Below are 23,923 nucleotides of genomic sequence, written 5' to 3' on the forward strand. Positions count from 1 at the left end.
CTCCCGGCTCGTTCCCTCCGTCAAACCGCCTCACCGGTGACGCGGGGAATTCCCGCGCCACCGGTGGAATCAGTCAGGCGCGTAAGTGAACGCCTTGTCGGAAGCCAGGAAGTCCGCCAGGTCAAGGAGCTGGTCCGGGGACTCGGACGCTGCGATGACGCGGGCCAGTTTGCCGCCCGATGTGCCTCGCGCCCAGTCCGGGCGATCACCCGCCGCGTAGTACAGCTCGGCCTCGACGACCTCGTCGAAGGCCATCAACTCGTCGACTGTCGGCACCTTGGCGAGCGTGACGTCTTTCGCCGGGGACTGCGGAAAATACAGCGCCGAACTGCGCAGGCGGGGACCTAGTGGCGCAACAGGCCGTCCAGTGGCGACGTTGGCCATCGCCGTGACGATGTCGTAGTCGAAACTGAGGTGGAGATGCTCAATGACTCCTCCGCCCAGCCGGCTGTTGACCTCGATGATCCTCGGCCCGTCCGCTGTGAGCATCACCTCCGTGTGCACCATGGAGTTGGTGACGCCCATCGCGGAGATGGCCTGTGTCGCGCACTCCAGAATGGAGTTGATCCGATACCCGGGAAGGGTCGAGGGCAGGACGCCGCCGTTCTCCCTGAACGTCTCCGATAGCGGGAACTTGTCGGTCACGGCGTAATGAGTCACGGAACCGTTCTGAACCAGCGACTCGACGCTTGCGTAGGACGCGTAACGGGGGTCGTCGTGCCACCGCTCGCCGATCAGCATCTCCTCCAGCACGAAGTGCATCGAGCCGTTCCCGCGCGGATCCGCTGTGTAGCGCGAGGCCGCCGTCTCCCACAAAGCGGCGAGGTCGACGTCCTTTGTGACGTGGTACGTGGCCATGCTTCCGACGCCGGCGGACGGCTTGAGGACTGCGGGCAGGCCCACCTCCCCGACCGCCTCAACCAGATCGGACAGGGAGAGCACAGAAGCGAATCGCGGCACCGGAACTCCGCCCTTCGCCAGCGCGATGCGCTGCTCCTCCTTGCTTCTCAGCGCGGGGAGGGATTTCGGTTCGTTCGCCGGCAGCCCCAGTTCAAGGGCGGCTGCGTGGGTCTCCGTCACGACCATCTCACTGAAGCCGAGAATTCCCTCGGGATGCCATGTCCGGGAGAAATCCAGAATGGCGCCCAGGTCATCACTTCCGCCCAGTAGCGGAGAATTACCGCAGAACTGACTGAGCGTCCGCGCGTGTAACTCGTCCCTCTTTTCGTCCCCTGTCGGGGCCCAAAGGACGTGCACCTCGAAGTTCTCGGTCAGTCTCGGCAGGTACCACACCGGCGGAGGCGGCCCGGGACCGTCGAGAAAGACGAGCCTGGGCAGATTCTTCTGGTTGGCCACGCGTAACTCCTCCAGGACAGACAGGCGTTGTGACTACCGGCGAGCAACCTACGAGCCGCCTGCACGCGCAGTCAACATCGGAGTCATGTCCGTGACTCGTGCCTGCACCTCCCGCTCGCAAGAGGGAGGTTCGCTCAGTGCGTCAATCATCATTATTGCGATCAAAAGGTGCCCGCCGCGACCTTTAAGGACGGTCCCCTGACAAGGAACAGGGGGAGTTCTCGGCCTGAAGCGTCGACTATGAGTCAAGTGCATGACACACGCATTGACTCGATTGTCAGGGGCTGCCTAGCTTGAGGGCCGCGAACCAAAGGATTCCTCGCCGTCCATCGATTCTGAGGTATTTCGTGTCCTTGAACATCACACTCCTGGTTGGCGGTAGGAGTACCGAACATGATGCGTCCCTCCATGGCTATCACCATGTTCTGAACGAATTAGGTAAAGAGCCGGATCGCGTCGTGGTCGACGCCGTTTTCTACATCGACCGCACGGGCACGGCCCATGTCTTCGACCACGGACCGTGGCCCGAGGACGAGCGGGAGCTCCGCGCAGGGGAGGTCCTGCCTCTGGGAACGGCCGTCGAACGGCTCCGGTCAGGTGGCTCGTTCGTCTTCTCTCTGCTGCACGGGAACGAGGGCGAGGACGGCGGGTGGCAGGGCCTTGCCGAAGTCTTCGGGATCCGGGGGAACTTCGGTCCCACGCTCGCCTCCGCACTGGGCATGGACAAGTACCTCCAGGCCGCTCTGGCGACCGCACTGCTGCCCGGACTGCGCACTCCGCGCTCCGTCCTGGTGCGCACAGGATCGTTCGACGCGCAGCGCGTCCTGCAGGAGATCGGCCCCGGGCCCCTCGTGGTCAAGCCCAATCGCATGGGCGCCTCGCTGCTCACGACGTGCCTGCGCGATCCGGACGAACAGGCGCTGACGAAGGCGGTCACGGAAGCCGCGCCGTACGACAACCAGGTCCTGGTGCAGGAGTTCGTCAGCGGCCGCGAGTACTCCTGCAGCGTGTACCGGGAGAACGGCCGCTTCATCGATCTCCCGGTGGCAGAGGTGGTGTCCCAGGGCTTCTTCGGTCACGAGGAGAAGCACGCCAAGGGGCGCGCACGCATCGAACTGTGCACGGATGACCCCACGACCAAAGCCATCCGCGACTACGCGCAGTCCCTCTTCGAGGCGACCGATGTGGCCACCTTCGCTCGTTGTGACTTCCTCGTCAGGGACGGCGAGACGTATTTCCTCGAGGTCAACACCCTGCCCGGCCTGATGTCCGGGAGCATCTTCCCGAGGGCGCTGGCGGCGGCCGGCCGGACCATCACCGACCTTGTCGTCGCAGCATCCGGCGAATACGACAGCCGCCCCGCACGCGACAAGGTCAAGGAATACGACATCCATCACTGACCGGGCCATTCGCACGAACGCACGTATACGGTCACGACATTGATGGGACGGAAATGTCTGTACAGCAGAAGGAGCGACTCGGGCCGATTCGCACGCGCGTCGTCCGGCTCCAACCGCACGGGTGGCGGGGCATCCTCGTCAAGGATGAAACCCGTCAGATATCCGGGGCGTTCAAGTACCGGGGCAATGCCCACAAAGTGGCAGGGCTGCCCGACGGAAGCACACTCGTCACAGCCTCCACCGGGAACCACGCGTCCGGTCTGGCGGAAGCGGCCTCAGCTCGCGGACTGCCCCTGCGTGTCTTCGTTCCCCGGACGACCCCGCTGGCCAAGCAGCGGAGAATTACCGGAGCCGGCGCTGAGGTCATCCTCGTGGACGGCGGCTACGACGACTGCGAGGCTCTGGCCCGCAGGCACGCGGACGACAACGCCGCCGTGTTCGTGCACAGCTTCGACGATCCCGACATCATCGAGGGCCATCGAAGCCTCTACCGCGAGGTGTATGAGGACGCCGATCTGCCCGACGCCGCGTTCGTGCCTGTGGGCGGGGGCGGTCTGGTGGCGGCAGGCATCGCGGAATGGGGTGCGGCGGCCACCAGAATCATAGGCGTCGAATACCAGGGCGCACCGGCGATGCAGCAGTCGCTGCGGGCCGGGCGCCGGATCACCCTGGACTCGGCGCGCGGCCTGCCGGAAGGACTGCTGGTCCGACGGATCGGCGCCCGATCATTCCAAGCCTGCCAGGAGTACGGCCTGGAGATACGCACCGTCAACGACGAGGAACTGCATCGAGCGATGCGCATCCTGTGGGCCGAGGCCGGCATCCGGGCCGAGGGGGCGGGAGCGGCGGCGTTCGCGGCCGCCCTGCAGGATCCCGATCCCCGCAAGGTGGCGCTGTGTGTGGTGTCCGGCGGCAACATCGACGACCAGATCTGGAGCGACTGCATCCTGGGCTGAGCCGGGCCCGGCCCCTACCGCCCGCTGATCCCCAAGCTGACCCCGCGCCGTGCGAAGAACCGGGGCAGCTCCTGCCATGACACCTCGGCGAAGCGTTGCGAAACGCCGGGAAGGCCCGACGGATTGTGGATCTGGAGGTGGCCGGGCGAGCAGCCGACGGCGAGGACCAGGTGCCCACCGCGGCCGGGGGGCGTGGCGTCCCGCTCGCGGATCGATGGGTGGACGGAGAGCATGACCAGCTTTCCGTCTTCCAGGAGGCCCGGGATCTCCTCGGCCTCCAGGTTTCCGTGAACCTCGGCCTCGATCCCCCACCGTTTTGCGGCGTACTCGGCGAACGGAGCGTAGATGAGGCCGTCCACGCCGTCCTCACGGCGTACGTACGCTCCGGCATCCAGGAACTCCCGGGCCAGCGTCACAAGATTGGGAGAATTCATGTTCCAGTATTCCAGGGCCATGCGCAGACAGGCCATGCCGCAGATACGCCAGGACCAGAAGGCGTAGTCCTCAGCGGTATCCGCCCCCGAGCGGCGCCAGAAAGGATCTTCCTCGGCCTTTACCCGGCCGGAAAGCAGTTCAGGAACGAGCTCTGCAGATTCCCATTGCGAGTAATACGGCACGTCGTGCCGGACCGAGTTATTCCCCATGTTCCTTCCATGCGCCGGCCGCACGCATGCAATTCGCATGTCGAGCAGAGTGGATCAAGACGATAACATGGAGCCGCTCGCCATGGCCGGGTCGATGATGCCACCCGCGAATCGCAAGCCGGCGATTCTCAGCCACCCCTGTCGGCCCCGGCTGTCCGACGGAGCATCTCTGCCGGCGGACCGCTTTCCGACTACACGAGGGCATGCCCATGAGGGTATACATCAGCGCGGACATGGAGGGCATTACCGGCCTCGTGGACGCGGAGGACGTGCAACCGCCGGGCAGGGATTACGAATACGGTCGCTTGATGATGACCGAAGACGTCAACGCGGCGGTTTGCGGGGCTCTGTCCGGTGGCGCGACCGACGTCCTGGTGAACGACGCGCACGGTCCGATGCGCAACCTGCTCCCGGATCAGCTGCATCCGCGGGCCCGTCTGATCAAGGGGCGCCCGAAGCCGATGAGCATGCTGGAGGGGCTGGAGGCCGACTTCGGCGTCGCGCTGTGCGTGGGCTTCCATGCGCGGGCCGGGTCGCCGGGCGTCATGAGCCACAGTTTCATGGGCCACGAGATCGAGGACATGCGGCTGGACGGCCGCCCGGTCGGGGAGATCGGGCTGTTTCATGCCACGGCGGCAGCCATCGGAGTTCCTGTCGGCCTGCTGTCGGGCGACGATGCCGCCTGCGCGGAAATGACGGAGTGGGACAGCGGCGTGACAACTGTCGCCGTGAAGACGGCCCGGGACCGGTTCGCCGCCGAGCTGCGACCTCCGGCCGAGTCGCGTGCCGCCATCCAGGCCGCCGCACACAGCGCCGTTTCCCGTCGGCTCACCTCCTCGCGTGAACCCGCCCCCATACAGAAACCGGCGACACTCGCAGTCCGCTGGCAGTCGGCGGCGGTGGCGACCCACCTGCTCGGCATTCCCGGCGTGACGCGAAGCGACAACCGGACCGTCGAGGTGGCCGCGCAGATGCCCGACCTCTATCGGTTGCTGGGAATCTTTCTGCGGGTAGCCGCAACCTTGACCAATCAGGCCCCCTACTGCTAGCAGACCTCCACAATCTTCCCCTTGATCTCCGCATACGAAATAAACGAACATGTCGCCCACCCTTCTGTAAGAACGACATGAGCGACCGGTACGGGTCATAGACGGGACATGAACTTGCCTCTTAATATGTCCGTCCTTGACCCGACCGGAGAACCAACCCCCGCCTGATCACACCCGTCGGCGCGCCCGCCTGCCGCTTCAGCCCGCCAGGCGCAGCCATCGGCGTGGGACCAGGTTTCACCGAAATGCGCATTCCGCTATGGCCACTCGATGTCCGTGGGCACCCCGTTCGCCCTTTCGATGGCGACGGCGGCATCACTGTCACCGCTGTCACCGCTATGAGTCGCGAGGGCGACGGGTTGCGGAACTGCGGGCAGTCGATCGCTGCGGGTCACGTAACTCTCCTTCGGATCAGAGGACGTTTTATGGAGATCAGGCAGCCTGCCTTCGGGCGACAACTGAGAAGAATTCGCCTTGAAAGCGGACTCACACAAAGCGATCTTGCTGGTGGGCCGGTCTCCGCGAGCTATGTCTCGCGCATTGAAAGCGGCAGTCGGCTGCCCTCCGTCGAGACGCTGCGCCACCTGGCCGAAAGACTCGGACTCAGTGTCGCCGAACTGATGGCGAGCGACAGTTTTGAGGACTCCTGGGGCGCGACCATGGCCGAGGTGTGCACCGCCCTGGCGGACAAGGAACTCTCCAGGGTCATCGACCTGTTGGAGTCACGCGGCCCCGATCTGCTGGCGCAGCTTCCAGAGGACTGGGCCTGGCAAGTCCTCTGGGCCCGCGCCCGGACACGGGCCGAAATGAAGGACCCCGTCGGCCAGTGCGCGGATCTGCACCAGTTGGTGGGTCTGACCAGGAAGTGGGAGTCCCCCTGCCTCCTCGGAAGGCTGCTTGTCGAGCTTTCCAGGGCGGAGCGGGAGTTGGGGAACATCACCGGAGCCCATACTGCCGCCCAGGAAGCACTGTCGCTGCTTGACGGGTTCTCCTCGGGCACAAGTACGCTGGAGTTGACGGCTCGCCTGGCGCTCATGGCCGCGGAAACCGAGGCCGGCCTGCTGTTGCAGGCCGCCGCACGGATTCCCGATGTCCTGCGCATGGCGGAAAATGCCCCGCCGAAGCTCGCAGCCCAGGCGTATTGGACCTGCTCCACCGTGAGAATCCGGCAGGGGCACTTCCAGGAAGGCAAAGTGCTGATCGGTCGGGCGCTGTCCGCCATGGACAGCAGAGATGACCTGCTCGGATGGGCGCGCTTGAGGATTGCCGCAGTGTCCCTCCATCTGCGGTGTCCCGAACCCTTCTCTCCCGAGATCCGGACTTGGCTCGAAGAGGCGGCCGATGCGTTTCGCTATGTGGGAGAGCCAACCCATCACGCCGAACTCAGGGCCGTGGCGGCTCGTGTGCACCTCGTGGAAGGGCGACTGGCCGAAGCCGAGACAGAGGCGGCAGCCGCGGAAGAAGCGGGACTTCTCGCATTCCACGACAGGCTGCGGACTAGGCTGCTGCGCGCCGAGGCCCTCATGGGATTGGGCCGGGACCAGGAGGGAATCCGGCTGGCGCAGAGCGTCGCCCAGGAAGCCGAAGGCGCCGGATACCTCAATCTGGCGGCAGAGGCGTGGAAGACGGTAGCCATGCCCAGAGTCCCACCGACCAGTTGAACCACCCTGCTCCCCCTTGCACACACGGACGTTGCACCCGGAACGCATCGCGAACATCCCGGGTCACATAACGTTCAACGTATTGGCTGTACCCTGAAACAGAAACAGGGGTTCTGGCCACTGAATCATGGCGAGATTCATTCGAGGTGCCGCCCACTGCCCAGCCGTCCAAGAGGTTGTCTCACGTGGCGAGTTGCGCGAGCTTCTTTTAGCAGGTCAGGGGCGGCGGCCATGGCCAGGCCTCGGCTCTGCCAGTCGTTGCGGACCACGTACGGGATCTTGAGACCGCGAGCAGCCCATGGCAGGCTCATGCCGCATGATCGATGAATTCGCGAAGGTCAACCTGCACGGGAGACTGCGGCGGGACCGAAAGGCGCTGCTCTGGAAACTCGACGGCTTGTCCGAATACGACGCGCGCCGGCCTTTGACAGCGACCGGGACCAACCTCCTCGGCCTGGTCAAACACGTGGCCACCGTCGAGGCCAGGTACTTCGGCGAGGTCTTCGACCGCCCTTCCCCGGAACCGCTGCCCCGGTGGCAGGATTACGACGGCAGCGATCTGTGGGCGACCGAGGACGAGACCCGCGATCAGATCATCGGGTTCTACCGGCGCACGTGGGAACACTCGGACGCGACGATCAACGAGCTTCCCCTCGACGCCCCCGGCCACGTGCCGTGGTGGCCGGAGCCTTATCCCAACACGAACCTGTTCGCCATCATGGTCCATATCCTCGGCGAGTCCATCCGGCATGCCGGGCACGCCGATATCCTGCGCGAGGGCCTCGACGGCCGGACCGGGGTGCGCGCCGAGAACGAGCAGCAGATCGACGAGGAAGCCCGTGCAGCCTACTGCGCGAAGATCGAGCGGGCCGCCAAGTCGGCCGCAGCAATCAAGGCTTAGAGGTTGTCTCACGTGACTTGATGTTCGTGCGGCATGCTGCCCGTCGTGGGTGCTGATCTATCGAAGCGTCTGGTTCCTGATGAACTCTGGGAGCCGACCGCCCCGTTGCTGCCGCCGTTCGGTGCTAGGGACTGTCTTCGGTTGTGGTCAGGCCCTGGGTGCCGGTCCGGTAGGACTGTGGTGTGACACGTGCGTAACTCACCGACAGTGAATGAGAGTTCATCGGGCCGTTCCTGCCGGTCGGCAGGTTCGGTCCGTATCCCGGGAACCACGAACAACTCGCCAGGTTCCAGCAGAACATCAGCATCCCTGAGCTGGATGGTGAGCCGCCCGCTGATGACCAGGAACAGTTCATCGGCGTCCTCGTGGGTGTGCCAGACGAATTCCCCCTTCAGTTTGGCCAGCTTGACCTCGTAGTCGTTGAGCACAGCCACTTTCTTCTGCGACCACAGCTCGCTGAACTGCGACAGCTTGTCGGCGAGCTTGACAGAAACAACAGACCTGGGCATCCAGCATCCTTCCTCAAGAGGCTGCGCCCGGCCGCCCCTTCACCTTTGCGGGCAGGCCGCAGCAACTGGACTCCACGCTGGGCCAGTTCGCGTTCGAAACCACGGCCGAAGTAGTTCTTGTCGCCGCTGCGAGTCCGTCGGGGCGCTCTCGCAGCAGCTCGCCTTCTGCTGCCGGGAGATCAAGGAGGGTCTCGCTTTCGCCGGCCTTTTCCCGGGTCAGGGCGAAGGCGATGGGCAGGCCCTGAAGGGTGCAGACCAGGTGCAGGCGCAGGCCCCAGAAGAAGCGGCTGTGGCTGGCGCAGCAGCCGTATTCGACCCAACTGCCAGGTCGGAGTGTTTCAGGGGTGGAGTCCACGACCCATACGTCACCGCTCCACACCGAGGTGAGGGCGGGCACGGGCATGGCGGAGCCATTTGGCCTCGGAGGTGTAGCCGAGTATGGCTTACATCGTGGCGAGGGTGACCAGTTCGGCATCGCTCAGGCGGGGCGTAATGCCGACCGGCGGGCGCCACGGTGCCAGGTCGGGATGCTCCGTCAGCATGTCGTCGGTCGTTGCATAGAGTGCTGTCGCGAGGGTGTCCACGCCGTTCGTCACAAAATGATCTTGGACATCCTCGTTCTCGTCTCCCCGGGCACCCCTTGGACCACACCACCAGGAGGAACCAGTGTCATACCCGCAACGGCTCACCCCCGAGGAGAAACTCGCCGACGCGAAGAAGCTGTTGAGCCTCCCGCGTATCGTCGTGATCTGCGGCTCCACCCGCTTCATGACCGAGATGACCGAGGCCGATCTGCGGGAGACCAAAGCCGGAAAGATTGTCGTCAAACCGGGCTGTGACATGAAGTCGCCGCACGAACTTTGGTCCGATCCTGTCGAGGCCGAGGCGCTGAAGGTTCGACTCGACGATCTGCACCGGGCGAAGATCCGGCTCGCTGATGAGGTGCTCGTGGTCGGCGACTACATCGGAGACAGCACCCGAGCCGAAATCGCCTACGCCCGGTCGCTGGGCAAGCCCGTGCGGTTCACGCACCCCGAAGTCGACCCTGACGCCTGACCGCCCGCTGCCACCTCGACAACCAGGGCCGGCAGCCCGCCGCCTCACCGTCTCACGGTGGCTTCGGCCCAGCTTGGCCTCCGCGTCGAAATCCGCCAGCGCCCGGTCGTCGTACACCAACCACGTGCTCCGCCGATGGCTGCGAGGCGAGTCCCCCGATCCCGTCAGGGAGATCGACGAAGCCATGCGCGAGGTACTCGCGCTGTTCCCGGCACCTGGCGCCTCGACGGAGGACGGGAGCGGTACCACCGTCGTCGCGTTCCGGACCGGTCAGCGCATCGACGCCCTGCTCCCCGAGCTGCGGCGCCTCGTCGAGGTCGAGGCCGGGCGCTGAGGGTGGGGCCACCGGAACGGGCGAGCGGGAGCGTGCGGATCCGGCGGGATCCAGCGGCTCCGACGAGGTCGGGAGGCGTCGGCTGGGTCAGGAGGGTGACCGAGTGATGCCGCGCACATACGCTCGGGTACCGCGTCCGGTGCGTGTTAGCTTCCGGCGGTGATCTCCCCAGCTCTTGACGCATGGGCACCTGGCGGCGGCGCGGCGGGGCACGGCCCGGGGCACGGAATTCCGGGCGCCCGTGATCCGCTCGGTCTGCTCGACCTGTTCGGCGACTCCTTTGTCCGCGACCCCCACCCCTGGCTGGACCTGCTGCGGTCCCAGACTCCCGTGCACCACGACCCGGCCACGGGGCTCTGGCTGGTCAGCCGCCACCAGGACGTGCGCCACGTACTGCTGGACCCGGACGTCTTCCTTCCCGACAACGCCCAGCACAGCGTCAGCCCGCTGCCCGTGGCCGTGTTGCGGGTGCTCGCCCGTGGCGGTTTCGCCCTTCCGCCCGCGCTCGCCAACAACGGCACCCCGACCCATCCCGGACTGCGCCGACTGGTCACCCGGTTCTTCCACGCGAACCGTGTCGCGGACGCCGTACCCGTGATCGAGCGCATCGCCGACGGACTGCTCGACGAGGTGCGGTCGCAGCTCGACTCGACCGGCGGCTGCGACCTGTTCACCTCGTTCGCGCAGCTTCTCCCCTGCGAGGTGCTGATGGAGCTCCTCGGTATACGGGGAGTGGATCCGGCCACCCTCATCCGCTGGAGCGACGCCTCGCTGGAGCTGTTCTGGGGCAGGCCCCCGCTCGAACGGCAGCTGGAGCTGGCGGAGCTCGTCGTGGAGTTCCACCAGTGGCTCACCGACACCGTCCGCGGCGGCACGGCCGCTCCCGACTCGTTCATCGGGGCACTCGCCCGGCACCGGCTGCCCGACGGCGGGCCGTTGGACGTCGCGACCGCGGTCGGCGTGTGCTTCTTCGTCTTCATCGCCGGCCAGTCCACGACCGGGCAGCTCATCACCACCGTGCTGCGCCGGGCGCTGGCCGAGTCCGGAATGTGGCCGCGCGTGGCCGGGGAAGCGGGTCTGGCCGAGGCCTGGGTGGAAGAAGTCCTGCGACGCGAGCCGCCCGTGACCACCTGGCGCCGGGTGACGGCGCGGGCCACCGCAGTGAGCGGGGTACGCCTGCCGGCGGGCGCACAGGTGCTGGTCATGCTCCTGGGCAGCGGATCCGATCCGGAGGTCTTCCCGTCCCCGGAACGCATGTGTCCGCGCCGGGAGAACATCCGTCACCATCTGGCCTTCGGCGTCGGCCGGCACCGCTGCCCGGGCGCTTCGCTGGCACGCACGGAGGCCGCGGTCGCCCTGCGGGCGGCGGCCCGCGGCCTGCCGGGCATCCGACCGGCGGTCGGGGCCGCGGAACCGCCGATGCTCGGCCTGTTGTCGTTCCGGGCACCCCTGGCTCTGGTCGTCGAGTAGCGGCGGCCGCACGTCGGAGCCGTGTCCCTCACGGGCCGAACGCTTGAGACAGCCCTTCCTCACGCTTGGGGCAGCCCTTCCTCAAGCTCGGACGCGCGGGCCGACACCGGGCGACGCGATCCCCGCCGCGACCGCGGTCACCGCGGTCGCGTCTTCGGCGCGCGGCCGACCGCCCCTACGGCAGCAGACCCCGCCGTCGGGCGGTGACGACCGCGGCGAGGCGTGTGCGGGCGTCGAGTTTGCGCATCGCGCTGCGCAGATACGCCTTGACGGTCTCGGGCCGGAGACCGAGGCGGCGGCCTGCTTCGGCGTTGGTGCAGCCCAGGGCGATCTGGGCGAGCACGTCGATTTCCCTGGGCGACAGCGGCGTGACCGGCTCGGGCTCCGGTGCCGCGCCGAGGGCGGCCAGGCGGCGGGACGCGGCGCCCAGCCGGGCGCGAAGGGCCTCGTCCTCGACGTCCTGAGCGATCATCCGCAGCTCCGCGTGGAGTTCGCGGACCTCCTCGACCATGAACCGGTCCCCGGCGGGCTCGCTCTGCGCGACCCGCAGGAGCCGCAGGCGCCGATCGACCTCGTCCCGTACGGCGACCTCGCCGGCCAGCCGCCGCGAGGCGTCCACGACCACGTCCGTCGCCCTGTCCCCCAGGGGTGTGGTGCACCGGCTCGCGCCGTACAGCACGCCGCGTACAGCTCCGGCCACGACCACGGGAACGGCGACGACGGAACGGATGCCCTCCGCGTGCACCGGGCCGTCGTAGTCGTGCGTGATCGACCGGTCCGCCCCGTAGTCGGCCACGGCGGCGGGCCGCGCACTGGCCAGGACACGACCACCCAGGCCGGCCTCGGTGCGCACGTCGAGGCCGCGCAGCGCGGCCGTCCGGGCACCGATGAACTGCGACAGGTTCAGCACGTGTTCGCGCACCTGACCGCCGAAGACGACCGGGATGCGCGAGCGCTGGTGGAGCGATCGGAGGGCCTGCCGGAAGGCGTCCCCGTCGTCGGGCCGCAGGGAGATGTCCGTACTGGAGTGCATTGCCACTGCCCCTTTCCGGGGGTAGTCGGCGCCGTGCGTGACGCGCAGCATGTGTCAGCAGCGCGCAGCTTAAGGCGCGGTAACGCCCCTGTAAAAGGTCCTGTCCATGAGAAAGGGAGTGGGTTGTGGTGACTACCCACGGTCATTCCGCTGAGGTACGGGAGAACTCGCCCGCCCCGGCCGCGCCGGAGCAGCGGGTGCGGGAACTGCTCGCGCTCTTCGATTCTCCGGACGCCTGCGCCGCGGAATTGCTCTGCGACCGCCACCCCGAGGAGGCGGTGGCCTTCACGGTCGTGGACGCGGACCTGTCCGCCGAAGACCTCACCTACGGACGGCTACGCCGCGAGTCGGCCCGCTTCGCCGCCGCGCTGGCCGATCTGGGTGTCGAGCCGGGGGACGCCGTCGCCACGCTGATGGGCAAGTCCGCCGACCTGGTCGTGGCGTTGCTGGGCATCTGGCGGCGGGGCGCGGTGCACCTGCCGCTGTTCACCGCGTTCGCCCCACCCGCGATTCGGCTCCGGCTCGACGCCGGCCGGGCGAAGGTCGTCGTGGTCGACGCGGATCAGCGCGCCAAGCTCGCACCCGGTGACGACATGCCTGCCGAGCCGGCCTGGCTGACCGTGGTCGCCGGTGACACGGCGGACGAGGGCGCCCTCTCCTTCACGGGGCTGCTGGCCGGCTACATCGGGGACGAGCCGCAGGGCCGGGCCGTCGCCGTAGGCGGGGACGGGCCGCTGGTCCAACTGTTCACCTCGGGCACGACGGGCACGCCGAAGGGAGTCCCCGTGCCGGTCAAGGCACTGGCCTCCTTCCAGGCGTACCTGGAGTTCGGCCTCGACGTACGCCCCGACGACGTGTTCTGGAACGCCGCCGACCCCGGCTGGGCGTACGGCCTGTACTACGCCGTCCTCGGCCCGCTGGCCACGGGCACCCGCAGCCTGCAGCTGCACGCGGGCTTCAGCCCGGCGCTCACCTGGCAGGTGCTCCGCACCTTCGGCGTCACGAACTTCGCGGCCGCTCCCACCGTGTACCGCAGCCTCAAGGCCGCGTCCGACCCCGTTCCGGAGGGCGTGCGGCTGCGGCGGGCCTCGTCGGCCGGTGAACCGCTCACACCGGAAGTCGTCTCCTGGTCCGAGCAGGCCCTCGGCGTGGCGGTACGCGACCACTACGGGCAGACCGAGCACGGCATGGTGATCGTGGGCGGCTGGGCCGACGCCGTACGGACGTCGGTTCCGCCCGGCTCGATGGGCAGGCCGCTGCCCGGCTGGTCGGCCGAGGTGCTGCACGACGACCGGGACGAGCCGGTGCCGCCGGGCACTCTCGGCCGTGTCGCGATCGACGTCACCGGCAGTCCGCTGCTGTGGTTCTCCGGGTACGTGGACGCGCCGGAGAAGACCGCCGAGCGCTTCAGCGCCGACGGCCGCTGGTACCTCACCGGCGACGCGGGCGCCCGGAACGCCGACGGCGACTTCTTCTTCTCCGCCCGCGACGACGACGTGATCATCATGGCGGGCTACCGCATCGGCCCGTTCGACGTGGAGAGCGTGCTGGTGCAGCACGAGAGCGTCATCGAGGCGGCCGTCGTGGGGGTGCCGGACGCCCTGCGCGGTGAGGTGCTGGAGGCGTACATCGTGCTGCGTGATCCGGCGGCGGGCGACGCGGCCCTCGCCGAGGAGCTGCAGCACCTGGTCAAGCGCAGGTTCGCCGCGCACGCCTATCCCCGGACCGTGCACTTCACCGACCGGCTGCCCAAGACACCCAGCGGCAAGATCCAGCGTTTCCTGCTGCGCGAGCAGCGCGCTCTGGAGATCCGGCAGGCCTGAACCGTCGTCGACGGCCCGTCTCTCGTTCCATCCGCTCAGTGGAGGTTCGCCCCGATGTCCCGCACACCCGTGTCCCGACTGCTGCCGACCGAGGAGGCCGCGGAGCTGTTGGAGCTGACACGCGCCATAGCCGACGGAGCACTGGCTCCGCGCGCCGCGGAGGACGAGGCCGCCGGGCGGTTCCCGCGCGACGTCTTCCGCACACTGGGCCGCGCCGGGCTGCTCGGGCTGCCCTTCCCCGAGGAGTGGGGCGGCGCCGGACTGCCCTACGAGGTCTACGTGCAGGTCCTCGAGGAGATCTCGGCGCGCTGGGCGAGCGTCGGTATCGGCGTGAGCGTGCACGCGCTGTCCTGTTTCGCGCTGGCGAACCACGGCACCGACGAGCAGCGGGGGCAGTGGCTGCCGGAGATGCTCGGCGGGGAACTGCTGGGCGCGTACTGCCTGTCGGAGTCCCACGCAGGCTCCGACCCGGCCGCGATGCGCACCCGCGCCGACCGCGAGGAGAACGACGGGGACGAGAGCGGCGACTACGTACTGCGTGGTGAGAAGGCGTGGACCACCCACGGCGGGCACGCCGATTTCTACACCGTCATGGCGCGCACCGGCCAACACCGCAGCCAGGGCATCTCCTGCTTCCTGGTCCCGGCCGACGCACCGAACCTGTCGGCCGACCCCCCGGAACGCAAGATGGGTCTGACGGCGCAGGCCACCGCGACCATGCGCTTCGACGGTGTACGCGTCAGCGCCGGGCGCAGGATCGGCGCGGAGGGCCAGGGCCTGTCCCTGGCGCTCGCCGGCCTCGACGCGGGTCGGCTGGGCATCGCGGCCGTCGCCGTCGGGCTGGCCCAGGGGGCGTTGGACGACGCCGTGGCCTATGCGAAGGAGAGGGAGGCGTTCGGCCGGCCGATCATCGACCACCAGGGGCTGGCGTTCCTGCTCGCCGACATGGAGGCCGCCGTGGAGTCCGCCCGCGCGACGCTGCTGTCGGCGGCCCGGCGCAAGGACGCCGGTCTGCCGTACGGCCGCCAGGCCAGTATCGCCAAGCTGGTCGCCACCGAGGCCGCGATGCGGGTGACCACGGACGCCGTCCAGGTCTTCGGCGGCGCGGGCTACACCAGGGACTTCCCCGTGGAGCGGTACATGCGGGAGGCGAAGGTGATGCAGATCTTCGAGGGCACCAACCAGATCCAGCGCATGGTCATCAGCCGGGAACTCGCCCGTGGCCGCCGCGGGCCCGTCGCCCACGTCCTCTCCCTCGCCTCCCCTGATTTCCCTGACTCCCTGGAAGGGAACCGGTCATGAACCTCACCGGAACCGCCGCCCTCGTCACCGGCGGCGCCAGCGGCCTCGGCCGCGCGACCGCCACCGAACTGCTGCGCGCCGGAGCTCATGTGGTGATCGCCGACCTGCCCTCCTCCCCCGGCGAGGCTGTCGCGAGGGAACTCGCCGCCATCGGGCCCACGGTGCGCTTCGTCCCCTGCGACGTGACCGATCCCGACGACGTCCGGGCGGCCGTGGACGCCGCCGGCGAACCCGCTCCGCTGCGTACGGCCGTGAACTGCGCGGGAGTCGCCACTCCCGGGCGCATGCTGTCGCGGGAAGGACCGCTCGCCCTGGACGACTTCGCCCGTGTGGTCCACATCAACCTGACCGGCACCTTCAACGTGTTCCGGCTCGCCGCCCACCGCATCTCCGAGACCGAGAGCGTCGACGGCGAACGCGGGGTGCTCGTCGCCACGGCCTCGGTCGCCGCGTACGACGGGCAGATCGGCCAGGCCGCGTACGCCGCCTCGAAGGCCGGCATCGCCGGGCTGACGCTCCCCGCCGCCCGCGAACTGGCCCGGCACCGCATCCGGGTGATGGCCATCGCACCGGGCCTCTTCGACACCCCCCTGATGGCGGGGCTCCCTCAGGACGCCCGTGACTCGCTCGGCCGTCAGGTGCCCCACCCGGCCCGCCTCGGCGATCCGTCCGAGTTCGCCGCCCTGGTCCGCCACATCGCCGAGAACCCGATGCTGAACGGTGAGGTCATCCGCCTCGACGGCGCCATCCGGATGGCGCCCCGTTGACGGAAGGAGAGAGAACTCCGCGTTCCCGTCCACTGCCCACTCTCTCACTCCCCCCGCCGTGGTTCCGAAGTCCCCTTCCCCTTCCCCTTCCCCCTGTCCCCGCCCCGTTCCGCTGAGTCAACGGAGAGTCAGATGGAGTACCCAACGAACCGCTCGACGTCCATGCGCCGTGTCGCCACCGCCAGTTGTGTCGGCACCACCATCGAGTTCTACGACTTCTTCATCTACGGCACGGCCGCCGCCCTGGTCTTCCCGCAGGTGTTCTTCCCCGCGCTGGGGAGCGCCGCGGCGACCGTCGCGTCGTTCGCGACCTTCGCGGTCGCCTTCGTCGCCCGCCCGCTCGGGGCGATCGTGTTCGGGCACTACGGCGACCGCCTGGGCCGCAAGAACACCCTCATCGCCACCCTCATGCTGATGGGGATCTCCACGGTCGTGATCGGCCTGCTCCCGGGCGCCTCCACCATCGGCGTCGCCGCGCCCATCGCCCTGGTGGTCCTGCGCTTCCTGCAAGGGCTCGCCGTCGGCGGTGAGTGGGCCGGCGCGACCCTGCTCGCCGCGGAGTACGCCCCACCGGCCAAGCGCGGGCTGTACGGCGTCTTTCCCCAACTCGGCGCAGCCATCGCGTTCGCCCTGGCCAGCGGCACGTTCCTCGCCGTGAACATTGCGCTCGGCGAGACCAACCCGGCCTTCCTCGACTGGGGCTGGCGTATCCCGTTCCTCCTCAGCGCCGTCCTCGTCGGCCTGGGCCTGTGGGTGCGCACGGCCATCGAGGAGACCCCGGCCTTCCGCAACGAGCGCGAGCGGCGGAACGACGCGGCGAAGCGGGCCAAGCCCCCGATCCTCGACGTCTTCCGCGCCCAGCCCCGCGAGGTCCTGCTCGCCGGCGGCGTGCTGACGATCGTGTTCGCGCTGTTCTACCTGGGCACCGCCTTCCTCACCAGCTACGCCACCAGCACCGCCGGGGCCGGACTCGAGCGTCGCACCGTGCTGATCCTCAACATCGTCGCCGCGGTCGTGTTCGGCGTGACCACGGCGGTGTCGGGAATCGTGTCCGACCGGTTCGGACGCCGCAGAGTGATCGTCACCTGCTGCGCGCTGTCGATTCCCTGGGCGCTGGTCCTCTTCCCGATCATGGACACCGGGTCGGTGACGGGCTTCGCCGTCGCCCTCCTCGGCACCCTGGCGATCTTCGGGATCGCCTACGGCCCGGTCGGCGCCTACCTGCCCGAGATGTTCCACACCCGCTACCGCTACACCGGCGCCGGGATGGGCTACAACCTCGGGGGCGTCCTCGGCGGAGCCGTCGCCCCGCTGCTCGCGGCCCAACTCGTCGGCAGCTACGGCGGCTACGCCGTCGGCCTCATGATCGCCGCGCTCGGACTGCTCAGCCTGGTCTGTGTCATCGCTCTGGGCGAGACCAAGCATCGCGCCGTCGACGCGGCGCCGGAGACCACCACCGACGTCAAGGACCGGCTCACCCCAGCCTGACCAGCGTGGTTCCCCGCAGAGGCGAGCAGCAGAGCAGAGGCTCCCCCGCGCGGATCGTACGAGCCGGACGACACTGCCGCGATCACGGACGCTCTCCCCGCCCGTGATCGCGGCAGCCGCACTGACAGGAGTCTGCGCCCCTGACCGACTGACCGACTGACCGGCTGACCGGCTGACCGGCTCTCACCTGGTGAACCCAAGTGGCCGGGAGTCGGTGAGGGTGACTCACATCCGTGACACCCGTGACACCCGTGACGTGGGCCTTTCCGCGACACGGCGGCTGTTGCGAACAAGCCACGATCAGCGGTCCGTCGCGGGCAGGTGGGCAAGGCCCGTGTCGGTCATGATGCGGTCCACGGTCTCCCCCAGGGCGCTGTCGGCGCCGATGACGGTCTCGATTCCGCCGGGCAGCAGGTCGTGGGGCCGGTACCAGTCCCGCAACCTGGTCGCGTCGACGACGTCGGCGATCGGCTTGGTGGCGTGCCGGACGAGGGTCTCGTCGAACGGCACGTCCAGGTAGTAGCCGTGAGTCGGGCCGCGATGGTCGGCGCGGAGTCGGGCGAGCATGTCGCCGTACCGGTCGGCGTACAGGATGCCTTCGACGACGACATGGAATCCCGCGTCGAGGGCGTAGCGGGCCGTCAGGTCGATCAGGCCGATGTTCGCCGCGCCGGGCCGGTCGTGTTCGCGGAGCACCGTGCGGCGGAGGTTGTCCTGGCCGACCAGGGCAAGGCCGCGGCCGAACCGGTCCCGCAGGCCCACCGCGACGGACGACTTCCCCGAAGCGCTGTTGCCGCGCAGTACGACCAGCCGGGTTTCTTCGGTGCCCACCATCACGACGATCACGCTACCGACGACCGGTGATCGCGTGCGGGCGATTCCCGGTGCCGGTGGTTCTCGGACGGCTCAGGCGGCACACGTGTCTGCGTACTCCGGAGCAGTAACTGCCTTCACCAGCACGTCCCTTGCCCTTCTCGTCGTCACCTAATGCGGTGGGTCTCCCAGAACGGGCCGAGGTCCTCGTCCGTAGCCGCCTGTGCGGCCTTCTTGAAGGCGGCCGTGGTGGAGACGCCGTACCAGTGGTCCCGGGCGTACCGCTTGAGGAAGCGGGCCATGGTGTCCGCGCCGAGCGTGCGTTCCAGGTCGGCCAGGGCGCAGGGCCCCGCCGTGTAGACGAGGTGGTACTCGTTGCGGTGCCCGGACCAGTAGGCCATCGAGTTGGTCAGCGCGGCACCGTCGCTCGGCCAGTGGACGTCCGACCAGCAGTCGCGGGTCTCCCACCCGTAGAAGCGGGCGTTGGCGTACTGGGCGAAGCTCTCGTCCAGCCACGGTGAGGTGTACTCGTCGTTGCCGACGATGCCGTACCACCACTGGTGCGCCACCTCGTGGACGACGGCGCCGCCCTCCTCGGTGGTGCCGACCAGGACCAGGCCCGGGTATTCCATGCCGCCGCCGAACCCCGGGGTCATCACGAGGTCGATCTCGCCGTACGGGTACCGGCCGAACTCCTCGCTGAAACGGTCGAGGGCGGCGACGGCGTCCGTACGGTTGAGACGGACCCCCACGGCGGGCGTGTCGCTCGCCCAGTACGACTTCACGCGGACACCCCCGGGGGTGGTCTGCGTCGCCGTGCGGAACGGGCCCGCCGCCCACGCGAAGTCCCGCACCCTGTGCGCGACGCTCAGCGTGACCGTACGGCCGCGACCGTCGGGGAGGGCACGGGTGCGGCCGGTCGCCGGGACCTTCAGGGCCGACGGGTGGTCGAGCCGGACCCGGAAGTCGCTCGTGAGCGCGTGGAAGCTCTCACCGAGCGCCGCGTACGGATCGAGGTGCCACCCCTGCGCGTCGTGCACGGCGAGCACCGGGAGGGCGTTGCCGAGGAAGCGGTGGGCGCCCTCGCGGCCGAAGCGCGCGTTGCGGTCGGGCACGGTGAGGGAGACGTCGAAGGCGACCGTCGTCCGCTCTCCGTGCCCTAGCGGCTTGGGGAGGGCGATGCGCAGGGCCGTGCACCGCACGGTGAGCCGGTCCGGCGTGCCCCTGTCGACGTTCGAGACGGTGACGGGCGGAGGCGAGCCGGGTGTGCCGCACTGGTCCTCGCCGTTGCCCCACAGGCGCAGGTACACCTCATGCAGCGGCTGACGTGAGGCGTTCCGGAACGACACCCGCTGCCGTCCCGTCCAGTGGTCACCGTCGGCGTCGGAGCGCAGGGACACGTCGTAGCGAGCCAGATCCGGCGTGGCGACCGCGCTCGCTCCCGGGCCGGCCGCCGCGTCGGCGTCCGGCGCGCCGGGACCGACCGCGAGGAACTGCACGAGGAGGACGAGCAGGACGCTCGTCAGACGACGACCGGACTCGGGCGACCAGCTGATCGACGGTGACATGCTCTCGGATCCTGCCACAACTCGGGTCGGACGGCGCCTACTTGGAGGGGCGCTCGGGTGGCGTGCCGGGGCTGCTCGACTCTCCCACGAAGGGAGAGTCCAGAGTGGAGCCCATACACAGGGACGAGGCGTCGCGGCCGACGTGGAGTATCGGGGACGTGCGTCCCGCCGTGCGGCGCCTCGCGGAGTACGGCGCCCCGGTGCCACCGGCCCAGCCCGTCATCGGCGGCCCGAAGCCGAGCACCGGCACCGCGACCGCCATCGCCGCCCAGAACAGGAGGGAGACGTACAACCGTCAGTGCCCCTCTGCCACTTGTTGTGCCCGGAGCCCTGCCAGCCCTCGCCCTGGCGCACATGAGTTCTGGTGCTCGGCCCTCCCCCGCCTTGCTGCTGAAGGCGCCGAGTCCGGCACCACCTCGCCCGCCACCCACACACGCAGCGTGCGGCACCGCCCCCGCCCGCAGCCCAGTGCAGCGCACGGGGCTGCGCTGGCACCCCGTAGGTGCGGAGCGAGGTCAGCCGGTGACGGGTACGGGCAGTACCGGCCCGCTGCGTGCTTTCGCGTCCTGCATCCTGGTCAACGCGAGTACGAACAGGATCGCGAGAACGGCGGCGACGATGTCGACCGCGTCCGCGAACAGCACCTGCCCCGCGGCCCGCCGCATCTCCGGAACCGTCTCGGCCTTGCGGTACGTGGTCGAGGCGACCCGGCCGGCGAGCAGGCTGACCACCCAGGCAGCCCACCAGCCGTTGAGGAGCCCGTGCGAGCGGGGCGCCTCCCAGGGCCCGCTGGCATCCCAGACGTCCAGCGCGATGCGGCGGGGGAACCACAGGTTCACGACCGGCACGAACCAGCCGCCCACAGCCCAGCCACGCTTCTTGCGGTGCCCGAACGGGTTGAACACCTCGGCGTTTACCCGCACGCGGTGGAACCAGACGAGGAAGACCACCGCGGTACAGACCAGGGCGACCGTCTGCGCGACACCGGCCGCCGCGAAGAGCGAGTCCGCCCGCTCGGCCTTGCGCTGCACGTCCTCACTGAAGTCACCGTCCACGAGGGTGCCCAGCACGTCGTACGTCATCACGTCCGCCCAGACAGCGAACAGGTCGGTGGCGATGACCAGTCCAAGCAGCACGGCAACGGCCCTGCCCAGGCCCACTGGCGAACTCAGCCGGGCGTTGTGGCCGTGCGGTGGCGCCATGAGCGGCGCCCCGGCCGCCGCGCAGTGCGGGCACACAACCCCGTCCTCTGCCGCCTCGAAATGACGGCATCGCATGCACAACATCGTGGAGTGTCCCCCCATGTCCGGATCCAACAGAACCGTGCACGGGCCCTCCCCAGAACCTCACACACGGCATGCGGAAGATACGGTTCGTCGCCCCTCTACGTCCACCCGTTTCATCTGCGGCTTTCGCCGACGTGAGCGACCGGCTTCCCGAACGCGAGGGCGACTTCGGCAAGATCAAGACGGTTCGCGCCAACGCCATGTCCTGGGAGGGAGGCGGTGGCACCCCGCCCCCGGTGCGAAAACCGCCGCCCCCGTCCCGGGCCGCGGCCGGCAGCCTTGCCTTCACCTATCGATATTCGATAGATTCCCATCGCAATTCGATGGAGGGATGGGTCATGGGAAAGCTGGCACTGCATGCGCTCCGCGCCGTGCTCGTGGTGGTGCTCGCCGGCACCGTGTTCGTACAGGCATTGATGGTGTGGGCGTTGGCCACCGACCCGGAGGACGGGTCTCTCCCGCTGACCCCGCTGCGATTGATCACGATCCTGGGGATGGTGTCGGTCCAGGTCGCCCTGGTCTGCGTATGGCGGCTGGTGACGATGGTGCGACGCAAGACCGTGTTCTCCCACGCAGCCTTCCGGTACGTGGACGGCGTGATCGGCGCGATCGTGGCGGCCGCCCTCGTATGGTTCGCGGTCACGGCCCTCAATGCGCCGGGCCAGAGCGACGACCCCGGCGTCACCGTCATCATGGGCGGAGTCGGCGTGGCCATCCTCGGGGTCGCGCTCATCGTGCTCGTACTGCGGATGCTGCTCGCCCAGGCCGTCACGCGGGACGCCGAAGCGGCGCAGATGCAGGCCGAGCTGGACGAGGTGATCTGATGCCGATCGCCGTCGACATCGACGTGATGCTGGCCCGGCGGAAGATGTCCGTGGGCGAACTCGCGGACCGCGTGGGCATCACGCCCGCCAACCTGGCGGTACTCAAGAACGGCCGCGCCAAGGCAGTGCGCTTCGCGACGCTCGCCGCGCTCTGCGAGGTGCTCGAATGCCAGCCGGGCGACCTGCTGCGCTGGGAGACCGAGGACGCCGCGGGCGGATGAGCCGCGTGCCTGCCCACGCGTCATCGCCGATCCCGCCCGCCTTCGGCCGACTCCGCGACCATCCCGGGGCCGTGCCCGAGGAGATCCCGGGCCTGCTGGAACGACGGGCCGAGGTGCCGGGCCCTCGCGCCGCAAGGCGTACGGCGTACGGCACGCTCAAGTCGCCGTGCTTCGCGCCGACCACGTGCACGGACCGGCCGGAACGGCACCCCTGTCGGCGGTGGCGAGCGGATCAACGACGCCCCGCCGTACGTCCTGAAGCGCCCTGACGTCCAGCCCTGTTCCGCTGTCCCCGAAACGGTGCCTGCCAGCCAAGGGCGACGGTGGAACGGCTGCCGGGCCGCACCGCCGACGACGGGCCGGACCTCGCAGCGGGCCACCGGCCGGGCCGACCGGCGGGCGCCAACCGTCAACTGCGCGTAGAAGTGGTCAACTGCACGCAGCAGCGGTCCACAGCCGCAAGGCCCCGCGGAGCGGCCAGGGCCACGGACCCCCCGATTCACCAGCCGTAAAGTGCCCGGAAGTCGTCCAGTGTTCCCCGGTAGTACTCCAGGTCGTCGGCCAGCTTCGCGCGGGTCACCAGCGCCGGGTTCCGTGCGCGGGACTCGCGGCCGAACTCGGACCAGACACCCTCGTCCGGAACCACCTCCGCGCCGTCCGGCAGGAACTTCAACGCCTCACCCACCGCCTCCGCGGCAGCCTCCCAGTTCGACTCAACGATCGACCGGTCCTCATCCGGACCACCGGTGTAGGCCATGTCCGCCTCCAGGGCCCGGCGCGCATACGTCGCCGCCACCACCGCCCACTGAGCGGCATCGACAAGCCGCGAAACCCCCAGCCCGAAACGCGCGCCGATGGTGCGGCACGCGTCCTCCGACGCATACGAGATCGCGATATCACCCGCCGGCGAAGAATAAGTCCAGGCATCCGCACCCTCAGTCAGGTTTGAACCCAGCACCATCGGCGGCGGCTCCACAGCCGGTACGCCCTGGTCAGCCGCGATCGCCAGACTCACGTAGACCCGCGCCTCAGCCAACGTCCGTGCGATCAACATCGGATGCCCACTCCCGCCTCTCAGCCCAGCTCAGGGTAAAAGTCGCAGCGCACCAACCGCCGCCCCGGTTGCGACCGCGCCTCCGTGACGGCTATGCCTCAGTAATGAGACCGGGTCGACAGAGAGTATGCGGCCGCCCATCAACCAGTTGCATCACATGCGCGGATGCTTCGGTTCAGATGGTGATCCAGGACCGCGGTCGCGGACTCGGGACTGCGCTGACCGACGAGGACGCTGGTGTCGAGTCCCGCGGACATGGCAAGCAGGCCGACTGCCTCCAACCCTCCGTCCACACCGGGCTCGAGCAGCGCCGCTTCTTGCGCCGCGCGATGCCCAGGGGCCCGAAAGGGTGTCTGGCGCGCCGGCCGTGCGTCGGCCTTTTTGCGCACAGGTTCCGGGACCTTCGAC

General features: G+C 68.9%; 23 protein-coding genes and 2 pseudogenes. 14 read left to right on the forward strand and 11 right to left on the reverse strand.

The window, feature by feature from the left end:
• Positions 1–69: 69 nt before the first annotated feature.
• Positions 70–1,356, reverse strand: a complete 1,287-nt coding sequence (locus ADK36_RS00370; protein ID WP_053195874.1) for an ATP-grasp domain-containing protein — start codon at positions 1,354–1,356, stop codon at positions 70–72.
• A gap of 353 nt (positions 1,357–1,709) precedes the next feature.
• Between ADK36_RS00370 and ADK36_RS00375 the strand changes: the two genes are divergently transcribed.
• Complete coding sequence (locus ADK36_RS00375) at positions 1,710–2,756, forward strand: D-alanine--D-alanine ligase family protein (protein ID WP_159029093.1); 1,047 nt, start codon at positions 1,710–1,712, stop codon at positions 2,754–2,756.
• Positions 2,757–2,809: 53 nt separating this feature from the next.
• Positions 2,810–3,712 (forward strand): threonine ammonia-lyase, encoded by a 903-nt coding sequence (locus ADK36_RS00380; protein WP_048579806.1) that lies wholly within the window; start codon positions 2,810–2,812, stop codon positions 3,710–3,712.
• Positions 3,713–3,726: 14 nt separating this feature from the next.
• Here ADK36_RS00380 and ADK36_RS00385 read toward each other — a convergent pair whose 3' ends face one another.
• Positions 3,727–4,356: a C39 family peptidase gene (locus ADK36_RS00385; RefSeq protein WP_053195876.1), complete on the reverse strand. Its 630-nt coding sequence runs from the start codon at positions 4,354–4,356 to the stop codon at positions 3,727–3,729.
• Positions 4,357–4,565: 209 nt separating this feature from the next.
• On the opposite strand from ADK36_RS00385, the gene ADK36_RS00390 reads away from it, so the two are divergent.
• The 3 genes from ADK36_RS00390 to ADK36_RS00400 all read left to right on the forward strand — a co-directional run bounded on the left by ADK36_RS00390 (position 4,566) and on the right by ADK36_RS00400 (position 7,967).
• Complete coding sequence (locus ADK36_RS00390; RefSeq protein ID WP_048579890.1) at positions 4,566–5,405, forward strand: M55 family metallopeptidase; 840 nt, start codon at positions 4,566–4,568, stop codon at positions 5,403–5,405.
• Positions 5,406–5,830: 425 nt separating this feature from the next.
• Positions 5,831–7,066 (forward strand): helix-turn-helix domain-containing protein, encoded by a 1,236-nt coding sequence (locus ADK36_RS00395; protein ID WP_159391069.1) that lies wholly within the window; start codon positions 5,831–5,833, stop codon positions 7,064–7,066.
• 316 nt (positions 7,067–7,382) lie between these two features.
• Positions 7,383–7,967 (forward strand): DinB family protein, encoded by a 585-nt coding sequence (locus ADK36_RS00400; RefSeq protein ID WP_053195881.1) that lies wholly within the window; start codon positions 7,383–7,385, stop codon positions 7,965–7,967.
• A gap of 8 nt (positions 7,968–7,975) precedes the next feature.
• Here ADK36_RS00400 and ADK36_RS49850 read toward each other — a convergent pair whose 3' ends face one another.
• Positions 7,976–8,476, reverse strand: a complete 501-nt coding sequence (locus ADK36_RS49850; protein ID WP_078942626.1) for a cupin domain-containing protein — start codon at positions 8,474–8,476, stop codon at positions 7,976–7,978.
• A gap of 11 nt (positions 8,477–8,487) precedes the next feature.
• Positions 8,488–9,072: pseudogene (locus ADK36_RS51180) on the reverse strand (transposase); the annotation flags it as partial.
• A 70-nt stretch (positions 9,073–9,142) separates the two neighbouring features.
• Here ADK36_RS51180 and ADK36_RS00410 point away from each other — a divergent pair.
• The 3 genes from ADK36_RS00410 (at position 9,143) to ADK36_RS00420 (ending at position 11,336) form a co-directional block, all read left to right on the forward strand.
• The gene (locus ADK36_RS00410; RefSeq protein ID WP_048579802.1) at positions 9,143–9,532 is read left to right on the forward strand and encodes a hypothetical protein; all 390 of its coding nucleotides are present in this window, start codon (positions 9,143–9,145) and stop codon (positions 9,530–9,532) included.
• A gap of 124 nt (positions 9,533–9,656) precedes the next feature.
• Positions 9,657–9,866, forward strand: coding sequence for a hypothetical protein (locus tag ADK36_RS00415; protein WP_425315461.1), 210 nt, complete (start codon positions 9,657–9,659; stop codon positions 9,864–9,866).
• 159 nt (positions 9,867–10,025) lie between these two features.
• Positions 10,026–11,336: a cytochrome P450 gene (locus ADK36_RS00420; RefSeq protein WP_048579801.1), complete on the forward strand. Its 1,311-nt coding sequence runs from the start codon at positions 10,026–10,028 to the stop codon at positions 11,334–11,336.
• A 175-nt stretch (positions 11,337–11,511) separates the two neighbouring features.
• Here ADK36_RS00420 and ADK36_RS00425 read toward each other — a convergent pair whose 3' ends face one another.
• Positions 11,512–12,369 carry a helix-turn-helix transcriptional regulator gene (locus tag ADK36_RS00425; RefSeq protein ID WP_048579800.1) on the reverse strand — a complete coding sequence of 286 codons (858 nt, stop codon included), beginning with the start codon at positions 12,367–12,369 and terminating at the stop codon, positions 11,512–11,514.
• Between the two features lie 128 nt (positions 12,370–12,497).
• On the opposite strand from ADK36_RS00425, the gene ADK36_RS00430 reads away from it, so the two are divergent.
• The 4 genes from ADK36_RS00430 to ADK36_RS00445 all read left to right on the forward strand — a co-directional run bounded on the left by ADK36_RS00430 (position 12,498) and on the right by ADK36_RS00445 (position 17,749).
• Entirely contained in the window at positions 12,498–14,192 is a 1,695-nt protein-coding gene (locus ADK36_RS00430) for an AMP-binding protein (protein WP_199830066.1), read from the forward strand.
• Positions 14,193–14,246: 54 nt separating this feature from the next.
• Entirely contained in the window at positions 14,247–15,494 is a 1,248-nt protein-coding gene (locus ADK36_RS00435) for an acyl-CoA dehydrogenase family protein (protein ID WP_053195882.1), read from the forward strand.
• A complete protein-coding gene (locus ADK36_RS00440) occupies positions 15,491–16,261 on the forward strand; it encodes an SDR family NAD(P)-dependent oxidoreductase (protein WP_053195884.1) in 771 nt (256 codons plus the stop codon). Before ADK36_RS00435 ends, ADK36_RS00440 begins: the two co-directional genes overlap by 4 nt.
• A gap of 132 nt (positions 16,262–16,393) precedes the next feature.
• Positions 16,394–17,749, forward strand: a complete 1,356-nt coding sequence (locus ADK36_RS00445) for an MFS transporter (protein ID WP_048579796.1) — start codon at positions 16,394–16,396, stop codon at positions 17,747–17,749.
• A 300-nt stretch (positions 17,750–18,049) separates the two neighbouring features.
• On the opposite strand, the gene ADK36_RS00450 is transcribed toward ADK36_RS00445, so the two are convergent.
• From ADK36_RS00450 to ADK36_RS00465, 4 genes are all read right to left on the reverse strand, one after another.
• Entirely contained in the window at positions 18,050–18,583 is a 534-nt protein-coding gene (locus ADK36_RS00450) for a kinase (protein WP_048579888.1), read from the reverse strand.
• Positions 18,584–18,729: 146 nt separating this feature from the next.
• Positions 18,730–20,130 carry a M1 family metallopeptidase gene (locus ADK36_RS00455; protein ID WP_053195886.1) on the reverse strand — a complete coding sequence of 467 codons (1,401 nt, stop codon included), beginning with the start codon at positions 20,128–20,130 and terminating at the stop codon, positions 18,730–18,732.
• Positions 20,131–20,167: 37 nt separating this feature from the next.
• Positions 20,168–20,422, reverse strand: a complete 255-nt coding sequence (locus ADK36_RS00460) for a hypothetical protein (protein ID WP_053195887.1) — start codon at positions 20,420–20,422, stop codon at positions 20,168–20,170.
• A 223-nt stretch (positions 20,423–20,645) separates the two neighbouring features.
• Positions 20,646–21,416: a DUF4328 domain-containing protein gene (locus tag ADK36_RS00465; protein ID WP_048579887.1), complete on the reverse strand. Its 771-nt coding sequence runs from the start codon at positions 21,414–21,416 to the stop codon at positions 20,646–20,648.
• A 338-nt stretch (positions 21,417–21,754) separates the two neighbouring features.
• Between ADK36_RS00465 and ADK36_RS00470 the strand changes: the two genes are divergently transcribed.
• Positions 21,755–22,240, forward strand: a complete 486-nt coding sequence (locus ADK36_RS00470) for a DUF2975 domain-containing protein (protein ID WP_048579794.1) — start codon at positions 21,755–21,757, stop codon at positions 22,238–22,240.
• The gene (locus ADK36_RS00475) at positions 22,240–22,461 is read left to right on the forward strand and encodes a helix-turn-helix domain-containing protein (protein ID WP_048579793.1); all 222 of its coding nucleotides are present in this window, start codon (positions 22,240–22,242) and stop codon (positions 22,459–22,461) included. The genes ADK36_RS00470 and ADK36_RS00475 overlap by 1 nt, the downstream gene beginning before the upstream one ends.
• Before the next feature lie 499 nt (positions 22,462–22,960).
• Here the strand turns inward: ADK36_RS00475 and ADK36_RS00480 are convergent, their stop codons facing one another.
• Together ADK36_RS00480 and ADK36_RS49855 are read right to left on the reverse strand one after the other, a co-directional pair.
• On the reverse strand, positions 22,961–23,515 hold the full coding sequence (locus tag ADK36_RS00480) for a hypothetical protein (protein ID WP_048579792.1): 555 nt from the start codon (positions 23,513–23,515) through the stop codon (positions 22,961–22,963).
• A gap of 140 nt (positions 23,516–23,655) precedes the next feature.
• Positions 23,656–23,844 (reverse strand): annotated as a pseudogene (locus ADK36_RS49855) (TetR/AcrR family transcriptional regulator); the annotation flags it as partial.
• Positions 23,845–23,923: the final 79 nt, after the last annotated feature.

Origin of the sequence: Streptomyces viridochromogenes, assembly GCF_001270495.1 — a bacterium.
Classification (GTDB): Bacteria; Actinomycetota; Actinomycetes; order Streptomycetales; family Streptomycetaceae; genus Streptomyces; species Streptomyces viridochromogenes_A.

Excerpts from the sequence above, each read along its gene's own strand:
- ADK36_RS00380 (WP_048579806.1), top strand. The coding sequence starts at position 2,810 with ATGTCTGTACAGCAGAAGGAGCGACTCGGGCCGATTCGCACGCGCGTC.
- ADK36_RS00385 (WP_053195876.1), bottom strand. The coding sequence starts at position 4,356 with ATGGGGAATAACTCGGTCCGGCACGACGTGCCGTATTACTCGCAATGG.
- ADK36_RS00390 (WP_048579890.1), top strand. The coding sequence starts at position 4,566 with ATGAGGGTATACATCAGCGCGGACATGGAGGGCATTACCGGCCTCGTG.
- ADK36_RS00395 (WP_159391069.1), top strand. The coding sequence starts at position 5,831 with ATGGAGATCAGGCAGCCTGCCTTCGGGCGACAACTGAGAAGAATTCGC.
- ADK36_RS00400 (WP_053195881.1), top strand. The coding sequence starts at position 7,383 with ATGATCGATGAATTCGCGAAGGTCAACCTGCACGGGAGACTGCGGCGG.
- ADK36_RS49850 (WP_078942626.1), bottom strand. The coding sequence starts at position 8,476 with ATGCCCAGGTCTGTTGTTTCTGTCAAGCTCGCCGACAAGCTGTCGCAG.
- ADK36_RS00425 (WP_048579800.1), bottom strand. The coding sequence starts at position 12,369 with ATGCACTCCAGTACGGACATCTCCCTGCGGCCCGACGACGGGGACGCC.
- ADK36_RS00435 (WP_053195882.1), top strand. The coding sequence starts at position 14,247 with ATGTCCCGCACACCCGTGTCCCGACTGCTGCCGACCGAGGAGGCCGCG.
- ADK36_RS00440 (WP_053195884.1), top strand. The coding sequence starts at position 15,491 with ATGAACCTCACCGGAACCGCCGCCCTCGTCACCGGCGGCGCCAGCGGC.
- ADK36_RS00445 (WP_048579796.1), top strand. The coding sequence starts at position 16,394 with ATGGAGTACCCAACGAACCGCTCGACGTCCATGCGCCGTGTCGCCACC.
- ADK36_RS00450 (WP_048579888.1), bottom strand. The coding sequence starts at position 18,583 with ATGGTGGGCACCGAAGAAACCCGGCTGGTCGTACTGCGCGGCAACAGC.
- ADK36_RS00455 (WP_053195886.1), bottom strand. The coding sequence starts at position 20,130 with ATGTCACCGTCGATCAGCTGGTCGCCCGAGTCCGGTCGTCGTCTGACG.
- ADK36_RS00465 (WP_048579887.1), bottom strand. The coding sequence starts at position 21,416 with ATGTTGTGCATGCGATGCCGTCATTTCGAGGCGGCAGAGGACGGGGTT.
- ADK36_RS00470 (WP_048579794.1), top strand. The coding sequence starts at position 21,755 with ATGGGAAAGCTGGCACTGCATGCGCTCCGCGCCGTGCTCGTGGTGGTG.
- ADK36_RS00475 (WP_048579793.1), top strand. The coding sequence starts at position 22,240 with ATGCCGATCGCCGTCGACATCGACGTGATGCTGGCCCGGCGGAAGATG.
- ADK36_RS00480 (WP_048579792.1), bottom strand. The coding sequence starts at position 23,515 with ATGTTGATCGCACGGACGTTGGCTGAGGCGCGGGTCTACGTGAGTCTG.